Origin of the sequence: Fictibacillus sp. B-59209, from assembly GCF_036216745.1 — a bacterium.
In the GTDB taxonomy this organism is placed as follows: domain Bacteria; phylum Bacillota; class Bacilli; order Bacillales; family Fictibacillaceae; genus Fictibacillus_C; species Fictibacillus_C marinisediminis.
This window is the reverse complement of the sequence record NZ_JARMMC010000017.1, coordinates 1-17,942: the sequence shown is the minus strand read 5'-3', so window position 1 is coordinate 17,942 and position 17,942 is coordinate 1. Positions and strand designations below refer to the sequence as shown.

General features: G+C 44.3%; 15 protein-coding genes. 8 read left to right on the top strand and 7 right to left on the bottom strand.

The window, feature by feature from the left end:
- Window positions 1–158: 158 nt before the first annotated feature.
- The 4 genes from P4361_RS12330 to P4361_RS12315 all read left to right on the top strand — a co-directional run bounded on the left by P4361_RS12330 (window position 159) and on the right by P4361_RS12315 (window position 3,575).
- Window positions 159–1,760, top strand: a complete 1,602-nt coding sequence (locus tag P4361_RS12330) for an FMN-binding glutamate synthase family protein (RefSeq protein ID WP_256227108.1) — start codon at window positions 159–161, stop codon at window positions 1,758–1,760.
- 141 nt (window positions 1,761–1,901) lie between these two features.
- Window positions 1,902–2,189, top strand: coding sequence for an autorepressor SdpR family transcription factor (locus P4361_RS12325; protein ID WP_248251461.1), 288 nt, complete (start codon window positions 1,902–1,904; stop codon window positions 2,187–2,189).
- A complete protein-coding gene (locus tag P4361_RS12320; protein ID WP_053355741.1) occupies window positions 2,186–2,836 on the top strand; it encodes an SdpI family protein in 651 nt (216 codons plus the stop codon). Before P4361_RS12325 ends, P4361_RS12320 begins: the two co-directional genes overlap by 4 nt.
- Before the next feature lie 127 nt (window positions 2,837–2,963).
- Window positions 2,964–3,575 (top strand): class I SAM-dependent methyltransferase, encoded by a 612-nt coding sequence (locus tag P4361_RS12315; RefSeq protein WP_328089606.1) that lies wholly within the window; start codon window positions 2,964–2,966, stop codon window positions 3,573–3,575.
- A 794-nt stretch (window positions 3,576–4,369) separates the two neighbouring features.
- On the opposite strand, the gene P4361_RS12310 is transcribed toward P4361_RS12315, so the two are convergent.
- Window positions 4,370–4,567, bottom strand: a complete 198-nt coding sequence (locus tag P4361_RS12310; protein ID WP_091007802.1) for a DUF2188 domain-containing protein — start codon at window positions 4,565–4,567, stop codon at window positions 4,370–4,372.
- A gap of 158 nt (window positions 4,568–4,725) precedes the next feature.
- On the opposite strand from P4361_RS12310, the gene P4361_RS12305 reads away from it, so the two are divergent.
- Entirely contained in the window at window positions 4,726–6,282 is a 1,557-nt protein-coding gene (locus P4361_RS12305) for an ABC-F family ATP-binding cassette domain-containing protein (RefSeq protein ID WP_053355744.1), read from the top strand.
- A gap of 69 nt (window positions 6,283–6,351) precedes the next feature.
- On the opposite strand, the gene P4361_RS12300 is transcribed toward P4361_RS12305, so the two are convergent.
- The 3 genes from P4361_RS12300 to pheA form a co-directional block, all read right to left on the bottom strand.
- Window positions 6,352–7,524: an endonuclease gene (locus P4361_RS12300; protein ID WP_375162216.1), complete on the bottom strand. Its 1,173-nt coding sequence runs from the start codon at window positions 7,522–7,524 to the stop codon at window positions 6,352–6,354.
- Between the two features lie 253 nt (window positions 7,525–7,777).
- The gene (locus P4361_RS12295) at window positions 7,778–8,695 is read right to left on the bottom strand and encodes a DUF1835 domain-containing protein (RefSeq protein ID WP_328089605.1); all 918 of its coding nucleotides are present in this window, start codon (window positions 8,693–8,695) and stop codon (window positions 7,778–7,780) included.
- Window positions 8,696–8,728: 33 nt separating this feature from the next.
- Window positions 8,729–9,553 carry a prephenate dehydratase gene (pheA, locus tag P4361_RS12290; protein WP_256227112.1) on the bottom strand — a complete coding sequence of 275 codons (825 nt, stop codon included), beginning with the start codon at window positions 9,551–9,553 and terminating at the stop codon, window positions 8,729–8,731.
- Between the two features lie 238 nt (window positions 9,554–9,791).
- On the opposite strand from pheA, the gene P4361_RS12285 reads away from it, so the two are divergent.
- The 3 genes from P4361_RS12285 to P4361_RS12275 all read left to right on the top strand — a co-directional run bounded on the left by P4361_RS12285 (window position 9,792) and on the right by P4361_RS12275 (window position 13,634).
- Window positions 9,792–10,259 carry a cysteine dioxygenase family protein gene (locus tag P4361_RS12285; RefSeq protein WP_328089604.1) on the top strand — a complete coding sequence of 156 codons (468 nt, stop codon included), beginning with the start codon at window positions 9,792–9,794 and terminating at the stop codon, window positions 10,257–10,259.
- Between the two features lie 39 nt (window positions 10,260–10,298).
- Entirely contained in the window at window positions 10,299–11,726 is a 1,428-nt protein-coding gene (locus P4361_RS12280) for a 4-hydroxyphenylacetate 3-hydroxylase family protein (RefSeq protein ID WP_328089603.1), read from the top strand.
- A 228-nt stretch (window positions 11,727–11,954) separates the two neighbouring features.
- Window positions 11,955–13,634, top strand: coding sequence for a M14 family metallocarboxypeptidase (locus tag P4361_RS12275; RefSeq protein WP_328089602.1), 1,680 nt, complete (start codon window positions 11,955–11,957; stop codon window positions 13,632–13,634).
- 44 nt (window positions 13,635–13,678) lie between these two features.
- Here the strand turns inward: P4361_RS12275 and P4361_RS12270 are convergent, their stop codons facing one another.
- Genes P4361_RS12270 through P4361_RS12260 form a run of 3 tightly spaced genes read right to left on the bottom strand, consistent with a single transcriptional unit; the run spans window position 13,679 to window position 17,707 of the window.
- Window positions 13,679–14,077, bottom strand: a complete 399-nt coding sequence (locus P4361_RS12270) for a hypothetical protein (protein WP_328089601.1) — start codon at window positions 14,075–14,077, stop codon at window positions 13,679–13,681.
- 2 nt (window positions 14,078–14,079) lie between these two features.
- Window positions 14,080–16,386 (bottom strand): ATP-dependent DNA helicase, encoded by a 2,307-nt coding sequence (locus P4361_RS12265; RefSeq protein ID WP_328089600.1) that lies wholly within the window; start codon window positions 16,384–16,386, stop codon window positions 14,080–14,082.
- Between the two features lie 52 nt (window positions 16,387–16,438).
- On the bottom strand, window positions 16,439–17,707 hold the full coding sequence (locus P4361_RS12260) for an ATP-binding protein (protein WP_328089599.1): 1,269 nt from the start codon (window positions 17,705–17,707) through the stop codon (window positions 16,439–16,441).
- Between the last annotated feature and the right edge of the window lie 235 nt (window positions 17,708–17,942).

Genomic DNA, 17,942 nt, shown 5'->3' with positions numbered 1-17,942 from the left:
TCATACCTTTTGATTTTCATTAATATAGTCTTGTAAACAAGCGTTTTTTCCTGCCAACGGGACTTTATACCCTGCTGGTTTCTATCTCACTTGTTGGTGGAAAAGAAATAGGTGAGAACCTCAGTGTACACCAGCCCCATTCATTAAGGAGGATTGTGATGACAACCATTTTTGATCTAGTTATTGGATTAATCGTACTCATCGGTTTCATTCTCGTAATTCCCATCGTCTTTTTCATCTTTTTATACTTAAAAGACGACCGCCAAAAACAGCACTCGATCCTAAGAAACTTCCCTGTACTCGGAAAGGTGAGATATTTTACCGAGAAAATCGGTCCCGAGCTCCGTCAGTATTTGTTTCTTAACGATAATGAAGGCAAGCCCTTCTCCCGAAAAGAATTCGAGGATGTTGTAAAGGCAGGAAAATATAAAGAAAGATTAATAGGATTCGGTTCACTCAGGGATTTTACTGCTGAAGGGTTTTATATCCGCAACACCTTATTCCCCAAATTGCGTGAAGAAATGAAAGTGGACAATGCCAGCAAGATAAAAACCAAGGTGTATAAATTGGACGGAGATAATCTCTTTGCCCGCAAGGAACATAGCGAGGATCGGCTGATTAATCCCGTATACCTGCAAGACGAAGACGCCGTCATCCTCGGTGAACATACTTGCCGCCAGCCTTTCAAACTCAAAGGCCTCATCGGACAATCCGGCATGAGTTTTGGTGCATTGGGAGAAAATGCGATAACCGCATTATCCAAAGGACTAGGCCTTGCCGGAGGGACCTGGATGAATACAGGAGAAGGCGGACTCTCTCAATATCACCTGGCCGGCAAGCCGGATATCATCCTGCAGATCGGTCCTGACTTGTTTGGTGTAAGAAAAAAGAACGGAGAGTTTTCATGGGAAGAGTTTAAGAAAAAAAGTGAAATGGAAGAAATTAAGGCATTTGAACTGAAGCTCGCACAAGGCGCAAAAACACGCGGAGGCCACGTTGAAGGTGAAAAAGTAACAGAAGAGATTGCTAAAATCCGGCTCGTGGAACCTGGCAAAACGATCAACAGCCCTAATCGGTTTAAAGAATTTGATAATGTCTCTTCTCTACTTCACTTTGTGGAAGAGATGAGAAACGTGTCCGGAAAACCCATCGGCATCAAAATTGTTGTCGGGGATTTGGATGCGCTGGAGAATTTGGTTTCCTGCATGAAAGAAAGCGGAAAAGGCCCTGATTTTATTACCATTGACGGCGGAGAAGGCGGAACAGGTGCAACGTTCCAGGAATTAGCCGATACTGTCGGGCTGCCCATACAATCTGCACTTCCGGTTGTTGATGAAATGCTAAAAGAATATGGCATCCGGGACAGGGTGAAGCTCATTGCTTCAGGAAAACTGATCACTCCTGACAAAATTGCCATTGCTCTTGCAATGGGAGCTGACCTCGTCAACATTGCACGCGGGTTTATGATCAGTGTAGGATGCATCATGGCACAGGTCTGCCACACGAACAACTGTCCTGTGGGGGTAGCGACTACGAATAAGAAACTGCAGGACGGCTTAAGTGTCGAGGAAAAACACTATAGAGTCTGCAACTATTTAGTTTCACTTCGGGAAGGCCTTTACAATCTGGCTGCTGCTGCAGGCATTGATTCCCCGACCAAATTTGAACGGAAACATGTTGTTCATAAAGATGAACTCGGCAGGATTTTCCCTCTTGAGGAAATTCTTCATTCTGCCAAGAAAACACAGCAGCAAACATGAATATCCTTATTACTTTGACAGCTCAATAGCTGTCGATTTTTTTTTGGAATTGAATAAGCTGCCTATTTACAACACCTTCTTTTCTGTGTAGTATTTAGATAAATATCTAAATACTTTTTCTTCCAATTGGAGTGGATTTTATTGAATGAAGTATTTAAGGCATTATCCGACCCAACCCGCCGTAAAATTCTTGATTTGCTAAAGAATCAGGACTTAAGCGCAGGCGAAATTGCGGATCATTTTCAAATGACCAAACCTACCATCTCCCATCACTTAAACACCTTAAAGAAAACCGGACTCATACAAGATGTGAAGCAAGGCCAGTTCGTCATCTACTCTCTCAATACAACCGTTTTTCACGATGTCATGAACTGGTTCATGGGTGTCATGCAAGCCGATTATAAGGACAAAGGAGAGAACGAAAAATGAAAAAACATGTATTTCCTGTGTTGCTCATTCTTGCGACAGCGGCTCTTTGGCTCGTGTTTTACTCCAAGCTGCCGGCTGAACTGCCTATCCACTGGAATGCGAAAGGCGAAATCAACGGGTATTCTTCCAAACTGGGGGCCATGCTCACGAATCTTGGTATTATGATTCTTATGTATCTCCTGCTCCAATTCTTGCCGAAAATCGATCCCAAAAAAGAAAATTATAAAAGTTTCTCGCGCAGCTATTCCATGATTAACTCTTCCCTGTTCATCTTTTTTTTCCTGATCAATCTTATGGTTATTCTGATCGGGCTTGGCTACGAACTTCCGATGAACTCGTTCATGCCCCTCATTCTCGGAGGACTGTTTATCGTTCTAGGAAACTATATGCAGCAGGTAAAACCGAACTATTTTGTTGGAATCAAGACTCCATGGACGCTGGCTGATGAGAACGTCTGGCGGCAAACCCACCGTTTCAGCTCCAAAGTGTTTGTCGCAGCAGGTATAATTGTTCTGCTTTCTTTATTTGCACCGTCCGACTGGAGAGATTATATTATTCTTCCTTCCCTCCTTGGTGCAGCCATACTATCCGTTGGGTCATCCTACTATTTTTTCAGGAAGAATACAGGGTTTACGAATAAAATGTAATTTTGTTCAAAGAACGGCTGAAAATTATTCGGCCGTTTTTTATTTCAAGCGCCTGGCTGTCCTTTTGCTTTGAGCACCTCCCTTTTGGGTACATTGAAATATATAATAAAAAATGGGAGTGTGCCGCATGAGCATTAGGAAAAACATCTCCAAACAGTTTGAAAAACCCGAGGGTCTGCTCGGTAAACTGGCGGGAAAAATCATGTCCAACGAAAACAAGGAACTAAATGAATGGACAATTTCCGCACTACAGCCCGGAGCGAATGATCGGCTCCTTGAAGTGGGTTATGGTCCAGGTGTAGGCATTGAATATGTCTGCAGCAACTATCCCTCCTGCCACATTGTAGGCTATGATGTTTCAGAAGTGATGAAGGAACAGGCGGAATCAAGAAACGAAGCGTTTATAAAAGAAGGGCGTGTGGAGCTTTTTGAGGGTCCGATCACTTCTGCCGATGAAGACGCCCCGAAATTTGATGGCGTGTATACCGTCAATTCCATCTTGATCTGGAAAGATCCGATTGGAGATCTTAAAAAGATTAAACGTCTGATGAAAGAAAAGGCTCGTATTGCGGTTACCCTGCAGCCCCACGAAAAGGGAGCAGATGATGATACCACAAAAGAAATTGGAACCATTATCTCGCTTTATTTAAAAGAAGCTGGCTTCTCTCAGATTTCCGATGGCATTAAGAACAAGAAGCCTGTAGATGCAGTGATCGTAACTGCCATCAAGGAAGCGTAAAAAATAAAAATTTTTATTGTAAAAGATGTTTTGAATTTTTCATACCGGGAAAACAAACCATGCAACACTATGTCAACCATATGGAGGGAATTGTGATGAGAAAGAACAATCGTTCCGAAACATCCAATGAGCCAAGAGATGGACCGAATAGTGAATGCAACACAGAAATAGGCATTAAAGAGTAGCAAGGTTCATATGTTTGTAAAGCAAGACAGTTTTGAAGTAACAAAGCAAGATGTGTTAGAACCGTAAGTTGAGCTTCAAAGTTTTAAAGCAGTAAAGATCAGCTCTATGATTTATGAAGATGCAACACTATAAGTCATATACTGGAGGGTTTGCAATGGGTAAGGACGTTTACAGTTCCGAAACCTGCAATGATCCGAGAGATGGACCAAGTAGTGAATGCACGTGTGTAAGAGCGATTTAAAGGATAGTTAGAAATTAGTTTGTTAACAAATGAGTGAAAACACTATTCAGACCCAAATGGAGGGATTTGTCATGAATCGGAACGACCTTTGTTCCGAAACTTGCGAAGAACCGAGAGATGGCCCTAATAGTGAGAAAGCGAATTAGAATATAGCAGTTTGTAGTACGAATGAATGTACGTGAATCAAATGCACGTGAACAAGCAAGAAAAACCACGTAAGTTGAACAACGAAAAGCATTGAAGGAGTCTTGGACCCAAGGCTCCTTTTTTTTGCACAAGGGGCTGTCCAGAAAGTNNCCGCGGAAAGCGAGCAGCCTGGAAGGGAAATCAACAGCTTACAGACTTCTTGGACAGCCCCATCATTTTGTTAAAACATCTTTTCCTCTTCCACGCTCAGCTGGGCATCATACACAAGCACCCGGCTTGGTTTGTCTTCCTTTGCCAGCTTTTCAGCCTTTGCAATCGCTTCAGCACGGCTGGGAAAAGTATCGGTCGGTGCTACATCTTGAATTTTAACGATCCAGCCATTTTCACCTTGATCAGGAACTACACTGTAATCATTCATTCTGCAACCCTCCTTTTTAGCCCTTCTGCATGAAAAGTTTCCCATCATGCCTCTATACGAAACATTCTTTGAAAATTCCACCAGAAAGATTGAGTTCTCCCTGCAATTAATACTATAATCAAATGGTAATCTTAACAAACAAGAAAAGGTGCATATAGATGAGTGTTTTAACAGTAAAGAACTTAAGCCATGGTTTTGGTGACCGTGCGATTTTTAATGATGTCTCCTTCCGTCTCCTTAAAGGAGAACACATTGGCTTAATCGGAGCAAACGGTGAAGGTAAATCCACTTTTATGAACATCATCACCGGCAAACTGCAGCCAGATGAAGGAAAAGTAGAATGGGCAAAGAAAGTGCGGGTCGGGTATCTCGATCAGCATACAGTCCTTCAGCAAGGAATGACCATTCGCGATGTGCTGAAGAGTGCGTTTCAATACCTCTTTGATATTGAAAACGAAATGAACAGCATGTACGAAAAAATGGGGGAAGCTACTCCGGAAGAACTTGAAAAACTTTTGGAGGATGTTGGGGTTCTTCAAGATACATTAACGAACAACGACTTTTATGTTATAGACGCAAAAGTAGAAGAGATTGCCCGCGGACTTGGTCTGGAAGATATCGGCCTCGACCGCGATGTTCATGAGCTGTCAGGCGGTCAGCGTACGAAGGTCCTCCTTGCGAAGCTTTTGCTTGAAAAGCCCGAAATCCTTTTGCTGGATGAGCCGACCAACTATTTGGATGAACAGCATATTGAGTGGCTGAGACGCTACCTGCAGGAATATGAGAATGCGTTCATTTTGATCTCGCATGATATTCCATTCTTAAACAGTGTCATCAACTTGATCTACCACATGGAAAATCAAGAGCTTAACCGCTATGTAGGAGACTATAACTACTTCCAGCATATTCACGAAGCGAAAAAACAGCAGCTTGAAGCTGCCTTTAAGCGCCAGCAGCAGGAAATTTCTGAGCTGAAGGATTTTGTTGCCAGAAATAAAGCGCGTGTTTCCACTCGAAACATGGCCATGTCCCGCCAAAAAAAGCTGGATAAAATGGATGTTATTGAACTGGCGAAAGAAAAACCAAAGCCGGAATTCAACTTTAAAGAAGCCCGCACATCCGGAAAGATGATTTTTGAAACGAAAAACCTGGTCATCGGATATGACGAGCCACTCTCCCGTCCACTCGATCTCAGAATGGAACGCGGACAAAAGATCGCTCTTGTCGGAGCGAACGGAATCGGAAAAACAACATTGCTGCGCAGCATTCTTGGCGAAATCAAACCGATCTCCGGTTCTGTGGAACAAGGCGAATTTTTGCATATCGGATACTTTGAGCAGGAGATTAAAAGCAATAATAACAATACGTGTATTGATGAAGTTTGGAACGAGTTCCCTTCTTTCAACATGCATGAAGTCCGTTCCGCACTTGCGAAATGCGGCCTGACAACGAAGCACATTGAAAGCAAGGTGCAGGTACTCAGCGGAGGAGAAAAAGCAAAAGTCCGCCTCTGCAAATTGATCAACAACGAGACGAACCTTCTTGTTCTGGATGAGCCGACAAACCACTTGGATGTAGATGCTAAGGATGAACTTAAACGGGCATTAAAAGCCTATAAAGGAAGCATTCTGCTGATCTCACATGAACCTGAATTTTATCGTGATGTTGTTACCGAAGTCTGGAACTGTGAAGACTGGACCACAAAAGTATTTTAATGATGCCAAAGAGCCTGCTGTTCTATACAGCAGGCTCTTTTTAATATCACACTTGCTATTCCCAATGATTTATCGCCAGATGGCTGCCGCGTATTCCGGGTGATCTATAAATGGATTCCGATTGTGCTGATAGTCATTGTAGATCACATCGTTACGGTGGCGCTCGAAGCTGTCGACCGGGTCCTGCTGGCTCCACTGCAGGAGTACCGACATTTTTCCGATATAAGGCGCTGAACCATTGCTGACGCTGTTGTTCATCTCGAGATCAGGTTCGCCGCTGTCTCCTTCGTAACGGACCGCCATATAGAAGATCATACGGGCAACATCGCCTTTAACCGCATCACGCGGTTCCCATGAATCACTGTCCGAGTAATTGCCTTTTGCTTCGGAATTCTCAGTACCGCCGTTATCAAAATCAAGGTTCCCTCGAGCACTGTTCACTGAAACATCAGCCGGGCGCAAATGATGTAAATCTGTTCCTGGACCCATTGCTGTTCCAAAATCACCGTGGGATTTTGCCCAAACATGCTCCCTGTTCCAGTCGTTGACGCCTGATCCGTTCGCAGTCTTGCTCTGTGAACGGCCGGTGTACAACAAGATAACATCATTCTTGTTGTTCGGATCTTCATCCGTATGGCGGAGAGCATCCCAAACAGCATCATAGGAGAGCTCAGTATGATCATCAATAATGTTATGAAGCGCACTTTTTAGCGCTGCCCCTGTTTTTCCCTGGGCATTATCATAATAAGAGCCTGTATCGGAAGCCGGCGGATCCGATGGAGTACCACCTCCGCTTCCATTTGTCATGTTGGTTACATTTTTGATGCCCGCGTGCGAGAAATAAGACGTTAAATTGCCTGTTACTTTAACCAGTGTTCCTTTTAGGGCTGGATGGGACTTCAGCCCATATTGCGGACGGTAGTCAGTTGGAATCTGCACATAAACCATTTTGGAAGTGTCAGTTTCCCCTGCTGTATCAGCCAGTGCAACCGCATAATCGTTGGGATAATGGCTGGTAACTACGGTTGCTGCGGCTGTCGGCTGGCCTGTTATGTAACCCTGAATCGTTTTTAAACTGCTGTTTTGATTGGAGATGGCCTGTGAAACAGTGTACGGTGATGAAGCCGAACCGTCTCCTGATGCCTTGAGAGATGGAAGAAATGCGAAACTGCCAATCACCATTGTTAAAACAAGTGAAAACAGAAAGACCAGCTTGAAGCTTTTTACCGGATTTCCTCTCATAATAAACCCTCCCGCATCCATATTTTTCATCCCTGATGCACGATGAATATAGTTTGATCTTAAAAGGCATGTGTTAATTCCATCTTACAGAAATGTAAAACATTCACACAGTTACCAAAGAAGGGTTTATCTTTTAGTATTTTGTAGTAAAAAAAGAGGGTGTACAGCTGTTCCAATGTCCGCAAAAAAGACAGGATTACCCCTGCCTCACTTCCGTATTTATTAATTTTTCTCCGTTCCAGCGCCATTTTCCTCAATGGTTGTAAACACCGCCAAGCCACCAATCAGCCGAAGTGTAATCAAAACGGTCTTCTCTTTCCATGAGGACCTCAATTCCTTCATACGTTAGCTCGATAGCAGCATCCTCTGGTTCGGTATTATAGTGCGGTAATGATCCTTCTGTCATTTTAAGAAGCGGTACCGGACCTTTTTGCAGCTGATCCAGCAAGGCCGATAAATGAAAGTCACTCAGTCCGTCATCCGTACGCTTGGCACTGACCTTTTGAAACAGTTCATGAAACGAAGTGATGCCGTCATACAGGTACTGAAAAGCCAGCTCTTCCACCTGATTCAAACCATTTTTTACGGAAGGATAATATTCAAGATGATGCCACAAGGCTCTTTTGGCAAAAGACAGACTGCACTCAGCACATTTGAGCCACTCTTCAAGATCACGGGGATTTGGTGATGCATAGGCGTTCCATCCTGCAGCTCCTTCCATAACCTGCTCCCGCCTAATAGAAATCCGATGCTCTAAAAGGCCGATAAGCTGTAATTCGGAAAGCTGGCCAAGCCCAAAGAACGGCTCAATTCCCGGATAGGAATCGGCTGTCACCATATTTAGGTTGTTAAATTCATGTGACCCTAAAGATTTCAGCAAGTACAGAAGCATGGTTTGGTCGTATCGGTCATGTTCAAACCAAAGTGTAATCTCAGCGTCCTTAGGCAGAGCACGGAGCCGGTTTTCCTGCAGCGTGCAGTTCTTAAGAAAGATCTCAGACGGGATCCCCATCTTTTTCTCAAAGAATTCAGCTCTGGACTTGATCCTTTTTCTATCCATATCTGCTGCTGCCGGACCCAAATCATACATCTCCCGCCAGACAATCACTTCTCCATCGAGATCTTGAAGCTTGTTTCCAGTTATATCTCCATTCACAATATGAACCTTCATGAAATCCCCCTTGTCTCAAAGTGGTTTCCGTTTTTAGTCCAGTTTTGTTGCGGTAAAACTCCCTAATACGTTCACTTCGTGGCCATAGGTCTGCAGGACGGCAATCGCTTTTTCGATGGACGGGTGGACAGCACCCAGTCCCGCTTCAAGGAAAAATTGATAGGTTCCCAGCTTCTTTTTTGTTGGGCGTGATTCGATCCAGGTCAAGTTAATATTCAAAGCCGAAAAAACATTGAGGATCGCAGAAAGCACCCCTGTATATTCATCGCTCGGTATGACTTGCAGCATCGTTTTTCGAGCGTTTTCTGAGGGTGTTTTATCCTTTGAAACGATAACGAACCTGGTCTGGTTCTCAAAGCTTTCCTCAATATTACGCTTAACCGGCTGTAAGCCAAACAGATTACCCGCATACTCGGACGCTACAGCAGCAACATCGCGGCGATCGGTATTCCTGATAGCCTCGGCAGCAGAAGCCGTACTGTCAAAATGGCGGCTCTTTACTTTTAATCCCCTGAGATACTGCCTGCACTGAGCAAGAGCCGGAGGAATCGACCAAACCTCTTTAATGTCTTCCAGGCGTGTCTCGGAAGCAGCGAGAAGATGAAGCGATACTGGCAGTATGGCTTCTCCATCGATATAAAGGTCATGCACAAGAAGGCTGTCGACAGTCATCGTAATGGTTCCTTCAATTGCATTTTCAATTGGGGCAATCCCCTTATCAGCCATTCCCTCACCCACCGCTTCGAGCACTTCAGGAACTGAATCGCACATATGCCATTCGATTTCTTGTCCACTAAAATACCGGTGAGCCGCTTCCTCTGAAAATGTGCCATGAGGTCCTAAATATGCCACTTTCATGTTCAAAAACTCCTCTTTTGCCGTTTCTCTTACTGAAACTTTTCTGAGGATTATACCATGCCATAAAAAGAATAACCATAGGAGCTGCATAAAGAATAGGAATGTTGTCCATTTTGCTCTCCAGCCGGAACATCTCTATCTTTTATTAATACTATATTTTATAAAGTTAACGATATTCATAAGGTTAATAGGAATAATAAAGCCGTATACATGATCAATAGAAAGGCGAGTAAAAAGAATGGAATTTTTTGAGTCTATCAAATCTGAGCTGGATCAGCTTCCCTCCTATGAAGTTATTCACCTCGTACAAGTGGTGCAATCCCTGCAGGTTACGATCGAAAAGATCTCAGATTTTGTTACTGAACCCAAGAATTTAGAATATGGCCGGAACGTGATCTACAGGTCCGAGCATGTAGAAGTTATTGTTTTGATGCTGCCAAGCATGGCCAGAACACTCATCCATGATTATGGAACATCACAAGGATGCATCTTAGCTGTAGAAGGCAGCTTGATCAATTTTTTATACACATTTGAATCAGCTGATGCTGAGCCTGTTTATAAAGGCTTAGAGGAAATTTCAGAAGGGGATTTTTTTACAATTGAAGGAGACACCTTTCATATGATGTACAACCCTACCGCTTCTCCCGTTGTTACATTCCATGTCTATACCCCGCCTCTGGGAGGAGGAATTGTTTCCCCTTTATAAAAAGCTGAACCTATTAAACACAAAGGAGAGTATCATGCTTTGCAAAAAGACCCGTTCATTAAAAGTTTGCAGGATGGCCGGAACGTATGGCTGGACGGCAAAAAGATCGATATCACAAAGGACGAAAATTTCACGGGGACGCTGGCTGCCATTTCTGAACTGTTTGCCATGTTCGATGATCCCAAGCTCAGGGACAAGGTAGGCTATTTAAGCCCTAAAACAATGGAATACGTTCATTCGGCCTTCTATGTCCCTGAATCCTATGAGGACCTGCTAAAGCGGAGAACCGCATTTGAAATATGGAGCCAATCCACAGATGGTGTAATGAGCCGGCTGTCCGATTATGCACGGTCGAGATTAACAGGCTGGTATGCTTCCAGGGAAGATTACAGAGCGTTTGATAAAGCCTTCCCTGATAAGATCCGTTCTTATTATGAAGAAGCAAGAGACCGCCATCTTTTCTTAAGTTTGGTACAGAGGGATCCGCAGATAAACCGGTCGGATTCACAGCTCAAAAATATAGAAGATCTTGGCTTGCTTCGGATCACTAAAAAGACAAGCGACGGTGTTTTTTTAAGCGGTGCCAAAATGATTGGTACAGCCTCCCCTTATTCCAATGACATCATTATTTATCCGGTCGGACATCTAAAAGAAGAGCATAAGCCTTTGGCCCATATGCTGATCGTAGCCGCCCATTCCCCAGGTCTGCACCTGGTCTGCCGTGAATCCTATGCGGCCACTCCGCTCAACAAGGCAGATGCGCCGCTAAGTACAAGTTACGACGAAATGGATGCCCTGCTGCTTTTTGACAACGTGTTTGTACCGTGGGAGCGCGTGCTGCTCTATGATAATCCTGAAGCCATCGCAAAGATTAATACAGATCCCGTTTCAAACAGCCTGGCCTATCATCAGGCGATCGTCCGTCTATTAAACAAGCTGGAGTTTGTTACTGCTATAGGTTTTGAAATCGCGGAGGCAATCGGAGCGGACGGCTATCTGCATGTCCAAGAGAAACTCGGAGAGCTCATCATGCAGGTAGAAACCATTCGGGCATTAGTTATCGCTTCAGAAAGAGAAGGAAGCTTAAATCCATACAATACGTTCGTCCCTAACTTCACCTATATCCAAACCGCCAGAAACCTCGGGCCCATATACTATCCCCGTGCCCTTGAGATTCTGCAGCTCATCGGAGCCGGAGGATTCATCCAGTTGCCTTCGAGCGTTCAGGATTTTCAGGGTCCCCTCTCTTCCCTGCTGCAAAAATATTTAGTAGGAGCCACTGTGGATGCTGAGAAGAAAACGAAACTCTTCAAGCTGGCATGGGATCTCGTTGGTAGCCCGCTCGGTTCAAGACATGAGCTGTATGAACGCTTCTACGCAGGTGACCCGATCCGCAACATCGCTGTCCAATACAGCACATATGACAAACAGCGCCTCCAAGAAAGAATTCAAAAATATTTACAATAGTTTTTTTGTTGGTGCCAGGCACCGCCGTTACATACTTGTGTAATTGCGGTGCCTGGCACCGTTGCATGTGACAAGTCATAGGTCCAACCACTCAGCTATGCGCAATTTCCATCTGCTGAATTGGTAGATATCTCCTGTTTTCCATTTCAGAAGCACGAATCATTATCATTCACGCTTTTATGTATGTTATTTATTGAATAATCAAATAATTAATTACAGGAGGTTATTATGAAAAATGTTCTTCGTTCCACCTCTTTTTTCCTGGCTATGACGCTTGCAGCTGGGCTCTATTCCTCTTCAGACGCTCTGCCAAAAGCGGCAGCTGCTGATGAAACAGAGAAATTCACACCTTATTACGGATACGGCCCAAGCTATGTTCAGCCCAGCAGCATCTCGTATCTCTTTCCAAAGCCAGCTGAACACTTCTCAACTCCTGCCTTTGAAAAGGGACGACTCCCCTTTACTTCCCAGGAAGAAATGCTCGCCTTTATTAAGAAGCTCGACCACAAAAATAAGCTTGTGACGTTAAAAAGCATCGGCAAATCCCTGGAGGGGCGTGATCTGCCTATCCTGCTCTTCAGCAAAGAAAATCCTGACAAAATAAAAAACAACAAAAAGAAACCGCTAATCTGGATTCAAGGACAAATTCACGGAAACGAACCCGCAGCCGGTGAATCAGTTCTCGTCACCGCTCAGAAGCTTGCCCAAGGCAAGATGGGGAATGTTCTGGACAAAGTAAATGTAGCAATCGTACCTCGTGTTAACCCGGATGGCTCCTACTATTTCAAACGGCAGATTGCCACTAATCTTGACGCAAACCGTGATTATATGAAAGTAGAATATCCAGAAGTACAAGCGGTACATAAAGCGGTCAACGAATATAAGCCTGATGTTGTCCTGGATGCCCATGAGTATACAGTAAACTCACCTCTGTTCAAAAAATTTGGAGAGCAGGGCTCTGTTTCGTCTTATGACCTGCTGATATCCTCAGCAAAAAACTTGAATATACCGAAGCAGCTGAGAAAAACATCCGACAACTTAGTTCTTAACAAGGTCAAACAGGTGCTCGATCAAAGGAAATTGTCTCATCATGACTATTACACCCTTGATACGGATGATGACGGCCAGCTTGTAGCAACCGAAGGAAGCACAGAAACCCGCATTGGCAGAAACGCTCTTGGTTTAAAGAACACGCTCACCTATCTGATTGAGACCCGTGGCATCAATATTGGCCGTGCTGATTTTAACCGTCGGGTCTATGCACAAGCAACCGCACAGGAGAACTTTATAAAAACCACCGCTGCCGATGCAAATAAAATAAAAACCGCGGTCAAGAACGCACGCCAGGATGTGATCAACAAGGGCAAGGAAGCCAATGATAAAGATACGATCGTAATAAAAAGTGAGAACAAAAGGGTTCCTGATCAGCAGCTTGAAGTGGTAGATCTTGCTCAAGCAAAAAAAGCAAACATTCCGATCGTATGGGAAGATTCTACGGATGCCTATCCTACACTTGAAAGAGAAAGGCCGACGGCTTACATCATGCCTCCGGCTTACCACAGCATTGCACGCAAGCTGGAAACACTCGGAGTTAACGTTCAGAAGCTGCAAGGACCTGTCTCCAAATCTGTGGAACGATACAAAGTAACCGGTAAAAAAGTTTCCACCACTTTAGAAAACGGGCATTATACGAATGAAGTAACGACAGATGTGAAGGAAACCGTCCGCTCCTTCCCTGCCGGAAGCTATGTCTTCAGCATGGGACAGCCAAACGCAAACTTTATTGCGCTTGCACTGGAACCTGAATCCGTCGACAGCTATGTCACCTTTAACTTCATCCCGACAGATGTTGGCGACGAGCTGCCGATTTACCGCTACATGAGCGATAGGAAACTGAATGCGAAATAACAAAAAAGCTTCAGCACGGCGGAATATCCGCTATGCTGAAGCTTTTATTTATTTAAGCTCTTAATGTATTTTCGTTCCCTGAACCTGAATGCGGACCACTTCTCATCAACAGAGACAAGTGATACACCTTCATAACCTTTTTCCTTTAGCACATCCCAGCCTTGATCACGGCTGATATCGCTTTTAATTTTGGAACTTTTCTTCGGGTAAGCCCCCCAGAGTAAGCCGTCATCCTTCAAGTGATTTGTCGCATCAGCAGCAAATTGCTTAAGGTCTCCTGAATCCTTTGCAAAAAGCAAAATCGTATCCAGCTCTCCTTCAGGCCGGTCAATAAGCCTTGCCCCTTCAGGAAACTCTTCTTTTGGGAGGCTAAAACCTTCTGGCGCGTTCAGTACAGCCACCGAATAGCCTTTTTTAATCTGTAATTTTTTCAAAAGACCCATCGTCAGTTCGTCCTCTCTGGTTTTAGAATCGTAAAGTCCTGCCATTCATACGGAAGGAGCGCCTGATACTGCCGGGTTAAAAACCGGTCATCAACAAGAACGATCGTCCCACGGTCGGTTTCTGAGCGGATCAGTCTGCCCCCAGCCTGCAGCACCTTATTAATGCCAGGATATACATACGAGTAATTATAGCCATTTTTCCCTCGGGATGAAAAATAATCCTTAATGATATTTCGTTCCAGCCCGAGCTGAGGAAGCCCGACCCCAACTACAATCACACCGTTAAGCCTGTCACCGACAAGGTCCACACCTTCTGAAAAAATGCCGCCCATCACCGCAAAACCGATCAGTGTTTCCTGCGTATCTGCCTGAAACGAGTTTAAAAACTGTTCCCGCTCCTCTTCTGACATTCCAGTCGACTGAACCATTGATTTTAGAGGGAAATCCTCATTCAAAAACTTTTCGTACACATCGTTCATGTATTGATAGGAAGGGAAAAACACAAGAAAGTTTCCTTTATTTTCTCTCACAACCTGATAAATCATGTCTGCGATCGGCTCTCTTGTTTTTTCTCTGTCACGGTATCTTGTGGATAACGGCTGGATATAGATTTGAAGCTGTTCCCGTTCAAATGGCGATGGAATGGCCAGTGCGTAATCTTCATTACGAAAGCCGATCATATCCTTGTAGTAATCGATCGGTGTAAATGTGGCCGAAAAAAAGATACTCGAACGATAACCTTTGCCCATTTGTTGAAGCAGAACAGAAGGATCAAGGCAAAACATTTTAATCTTCACTTCACTTCTTTCATATTCCGCATATGTGACATACCGCTGGTCATAGAGCTTTGAGATACGGATAAAGCTTTGTGCGGCAAAGTACGTATCGAGCAATAGCTGCTGACCCTCTCCCTCTTTTTGGGTCAGCAGTTCTTTTTCTGCAGAAACAATAAAGGTTTCCAAAAGCTCTATCAGTTCTTCCGGCTTGTCGGTCATCACAAGGCTTCTCGCATCACCGCATCTTTTTTTCATAGAAAGACCGAAGTCATTGACGGTTTTGGCCGCCCTTTGGAGCTCTGCATTGCTGCCATTATATTCACGCGAAACGTTCAGAAAAGCCGACTTGTAAATTTCAGCAGAATACATTTCCCGGCCCCGGTCGACAAGATTGTGGGCTTCATCCACGAGCAAGGCGGTTTGCTTTTTCTGCTCTTCAAAGAAACGCTTTAAAGATACCCTTGGATCAAATACATAATTGTAATCACAAATGACCGCATCGGCACCATACGCCAAGTCAATGGAAAACTCGAACGGGCAAAGCCGGTGTTTGATCGCATACTCCTGGATCGTTATGCGGTGAATGACCGTTTCGTTTGCCAAAATGTCCAGCACGGCGCCGTTTACACGATCATAATATCCATCAGCAAACTCGCAGTACTCTTTTTGGCAGACTGCCTTATCCTTCAGGCACATTTTGTCCTTGGCAGTCAGGGTGACCGTGTGCAGGCGAAGGCCTTTTTCCTGCATGAGCAAAAAAGCTTCCTCAGCCGCCTCTCTTGTGATCGTCTTTGCCGTCAAATAAAAGAAGCGCTGCATCAGGCCTTCACCGATGGCTTTAACTGCAGGAAATGTGGTCGACATCGTTTTACCGATTCCTGTCGGTGCCTGGGCGAACAGATTTTTACCTTCGGCGATTGTCGTGTAGACCGCCCCTGCCAGTTTCCTCTGCCCTTCACGGTACCGGTCAAATGGAAACGGCAGCTCTTTGATACTGTAATCCCGTTCTTTCCGGTGGCTTACCAGCAGCTGGGCATAAGGTGCGTATACTTTTACTGTTTCCTCAAGAAAAAGTTTGAGCTCATCAAGGAAAAATACTTTTTTAAACCGCTTCTTTTCCTGGGTCTCCACCTGCACGTATGTCAGCTGGACATGTATGGCATTGAGTCCGTGGTCCGAGGCATATATACAGGCATAAACCTTCGCCTGTGCCCAATGGACAGGATAGGTATCCTCTTCAATGGTATTCAAGTCACGAGACGTTGATTTTATTTCATCAATCGTTACCTCATCATCAGAAAAAAGCAGACCGTCGCATCTTCCTTCAATAAGAAAAGAAAGATTGTCCTGGACCATTTCGATCTGAACAAACACTTCTTTCTGATCAGATTCTGCGTATGTCTGCTGTATTTTTTGATGAGCTCTCGTACCTTCCGCCAGCGTGCTGGCGGTACGGAAACGCGAATCGATGCTTCCGCTTCTGTATACGTATTCGACAAGGCCTCGAACCGAAACTTTTACAATGTCCAACATGTTATCACCATTCCATAAGTTCTCTTAAGAGAAGTGTAACAGAAATAGGGAGCTATAGGCTGATTTCAACGTTTTGCACAGCCGGCAGCCGCAATGTAACTTCCGTGCCCTTTCCGACTTCGCTTTTGAAAGAAACTTTGCCTTGCATAGATTCTATGATTCTAACAGACACCGTCGTTCCCAGCCCTGTTCCCTTATCTTTTGTCGTATAGAACAGCGTACCGATTCTCGAAAGCTGTTCTTCCGTCATCCCTTTGCCTGTATCCGCTACGGTAATCAATGCCTGATTTCCCGATAGTGCAAGACTGACAGTGACTGTCCCCCCGGAAGGTGTCGCTTCAATCGCATTTTTAATAATGTTAACGAACGCCTGCTTCAGCTGATTTCGGTCTGTGAACAAAAAAAGGGACGGCTTTAAATCGCTTTTCAGCTCTACGCCTTGCTTGAGAGCCAGCGCATTGAGAAGCATAACAACATCGGACAGGACTTGTGACAAGGAGAAACCTTCCAGCTTTTTAAATTCTGGTTTGGCAAAATTTAAATAGTCGCTGATGATTACTTCAGCACGCCCTAATTCGCTTAACACGAGCGGAATATACGGGTGGTTATTGTCTTTATCATCCTGTTGCATAAGCTGAAGGAACCCCTTTACAACGGTAAGAGGATTTCTCACTTCATGAGCAATCGAGGCAGCAAGCTCTCCCATCGTGTTCAGCTTTTCTGCCTTCTCAATCTCCTGCTTCATCAAGGAACGTTCAATGACCAGCTCATTCAGCTTAGAGGCTGTTCCTACTCCTATCACCTGAAGGATGCCGAACGAAAGAACATGAGATATCGTTGTCATGAAATCCCCATCTGCTGTTCCATAAAAAAAGGTATAGGAAATGAGGATCGCAATTTGGACAAAAGAAGGCCAGAAGCCCATTAACATTGCTGCCTTCACCCGTTTACCTGCATGAAAGACACTGAATTTTTTGCTGAACAAAAATGGGATAACCGCGGCTAATACAACTCCGGCCAATGCAAACACCACTGCATCCCCGCCCATTGCAGCTCTGACGATTAGAATTGTACCCAAAACCATTCCGCCTGCTATTCTACCTCCATAAAGAAAGGCAAGCACCAGAGGGGCGAACCGTAAATCCCAATAGAGGTCTCCTTCGTAAAAAGCAAACAGAATACAAAGTGTTGCAGAGATACTTTGCAAGGTTCCGTAGAGGTAAGGGGATGTTGAAACCTGCTTTTTCTCAAAAAAGAAACTGTAGCTTAAGATTGGAGCCAAAACAATCAGCACATGTAGAAGGAGTTTTTCTATCAGCATCAGTTTATCTCCCAACGAGTTTAGTTACCTATTAATTACGACAAAAAATTACTTTACCCTGCCAAAAAATGAGATAATTGTCCTATTCTGAAATTAAAAAAAGGGGCTGTCCAGAAAGTCGAAAATTGACCTTCAGGCAGCCCCTTTTTGGCTTGAAAAATCTTCAATGAAAAGTTAATTGAAGTGGAAGATGCGAGACTCCTCGAAAATGAACTTCACATTTTCTTCGTGCGAT

What these genes read in the sequence shown, in the direction of transcription:
- P4361_RS12305 (WP_053355744.1), top strand. Translation starts at nt 4,726, where the DNA reads ATGAGTGTTTTAACAGTAAAGAACTTAAGCCATGGTTTTGGTGACCGT.
- pheA (WP_256227112.1), bottom strand. Translation starts at nt 9,553, where the DNA reads ATGAAAGTGGCATATTTAGGACCTCATGGCACATTTTCAGAGGAAGCG.
- P4361_RS12285 (WP_328089604.1), top strand. Translation starts at nt 9,792, where the DNA reads ATGGAATTTTTTGAGTCTATCAAATCTGAGCTGGATCAGCTTCCCTCC.
- P4361_RS12295 (WP_328089605.1), bottom strand. Translation starts at nt 8,695, where the DNA reads ATGAAGGTTCATATTGTGAATGGAGATATAACTGGAAACAAGCTTCAA.
- P4361_RS12265 (WP_328089600.1), bottom strand. Translation starts at nt 16,386, where the DNA reads ATGTTGGACATTGTAAAAGTTTCGGTTCGAGGCCTTGTCGAATACGTA.
- P4361_RS12330 (WP_256227108.1), top strand. Translation starts at nt 159, where the DNA reads ATGACAACCATTTTTGATCTAGTTATTGGATTAATCGTACTCATCGGT.
- P4361_RS12310 (WP_091007802.1), bottom strand. Translation starts at nt 4,567, where the DNA reads ATGAATGATTACAGTGTAGTTCCTGATCAAGGTGAAAATGGCTGGATC.
- P4361_RS12320 (WP_053355741.1), top strand. Translation starts at nt 2,186, where the DNA reads ATGAAAAAACATGTATTTCCTGTGTTGCTCATTCTTGCGACAGCGGCT.
- P4361_RS12260 (WP_328089599.1), bottom strand. Translation starts at nt 17,707, where the DNA reads ATGCTGATAGAAAAACTCCTTCTACATGTGCTGATTGTTTTGGCTCCA.
- P4361_RS12300 (WP_375162216.1), bottom strand. Translation starts at nt 7,524, where the DNA reads ATGAGAGGAAATCCGGTAAAAAGCTTCAAGCTGGTCTTTCTGTTTTCA.
- P4361_RS12315 (WP_328089606.1), top strand. Translation starts at nt 2,964, where the DNA reads ATGAGCATTAGGAAAAACATCTCCAAACAGTTTGAAAAACCCGAGGGT.
- P4361_RS12270 (WP_328089601.1), bottom strand. Translation starts at nt 14,077, where the DNA reads ATGGGTCTTTTGAAAAAATTACAGATTAAAAAAGGCTATTCGGTGGCT.
- P4361_RS12275 (WP_328089602.1), top strand. Translation starts at nt 11,955, where the DNA reads ATGAAAAATGTTCTTCGTTCCACCTCTTTTTTCCTGGCTATGACGCTT.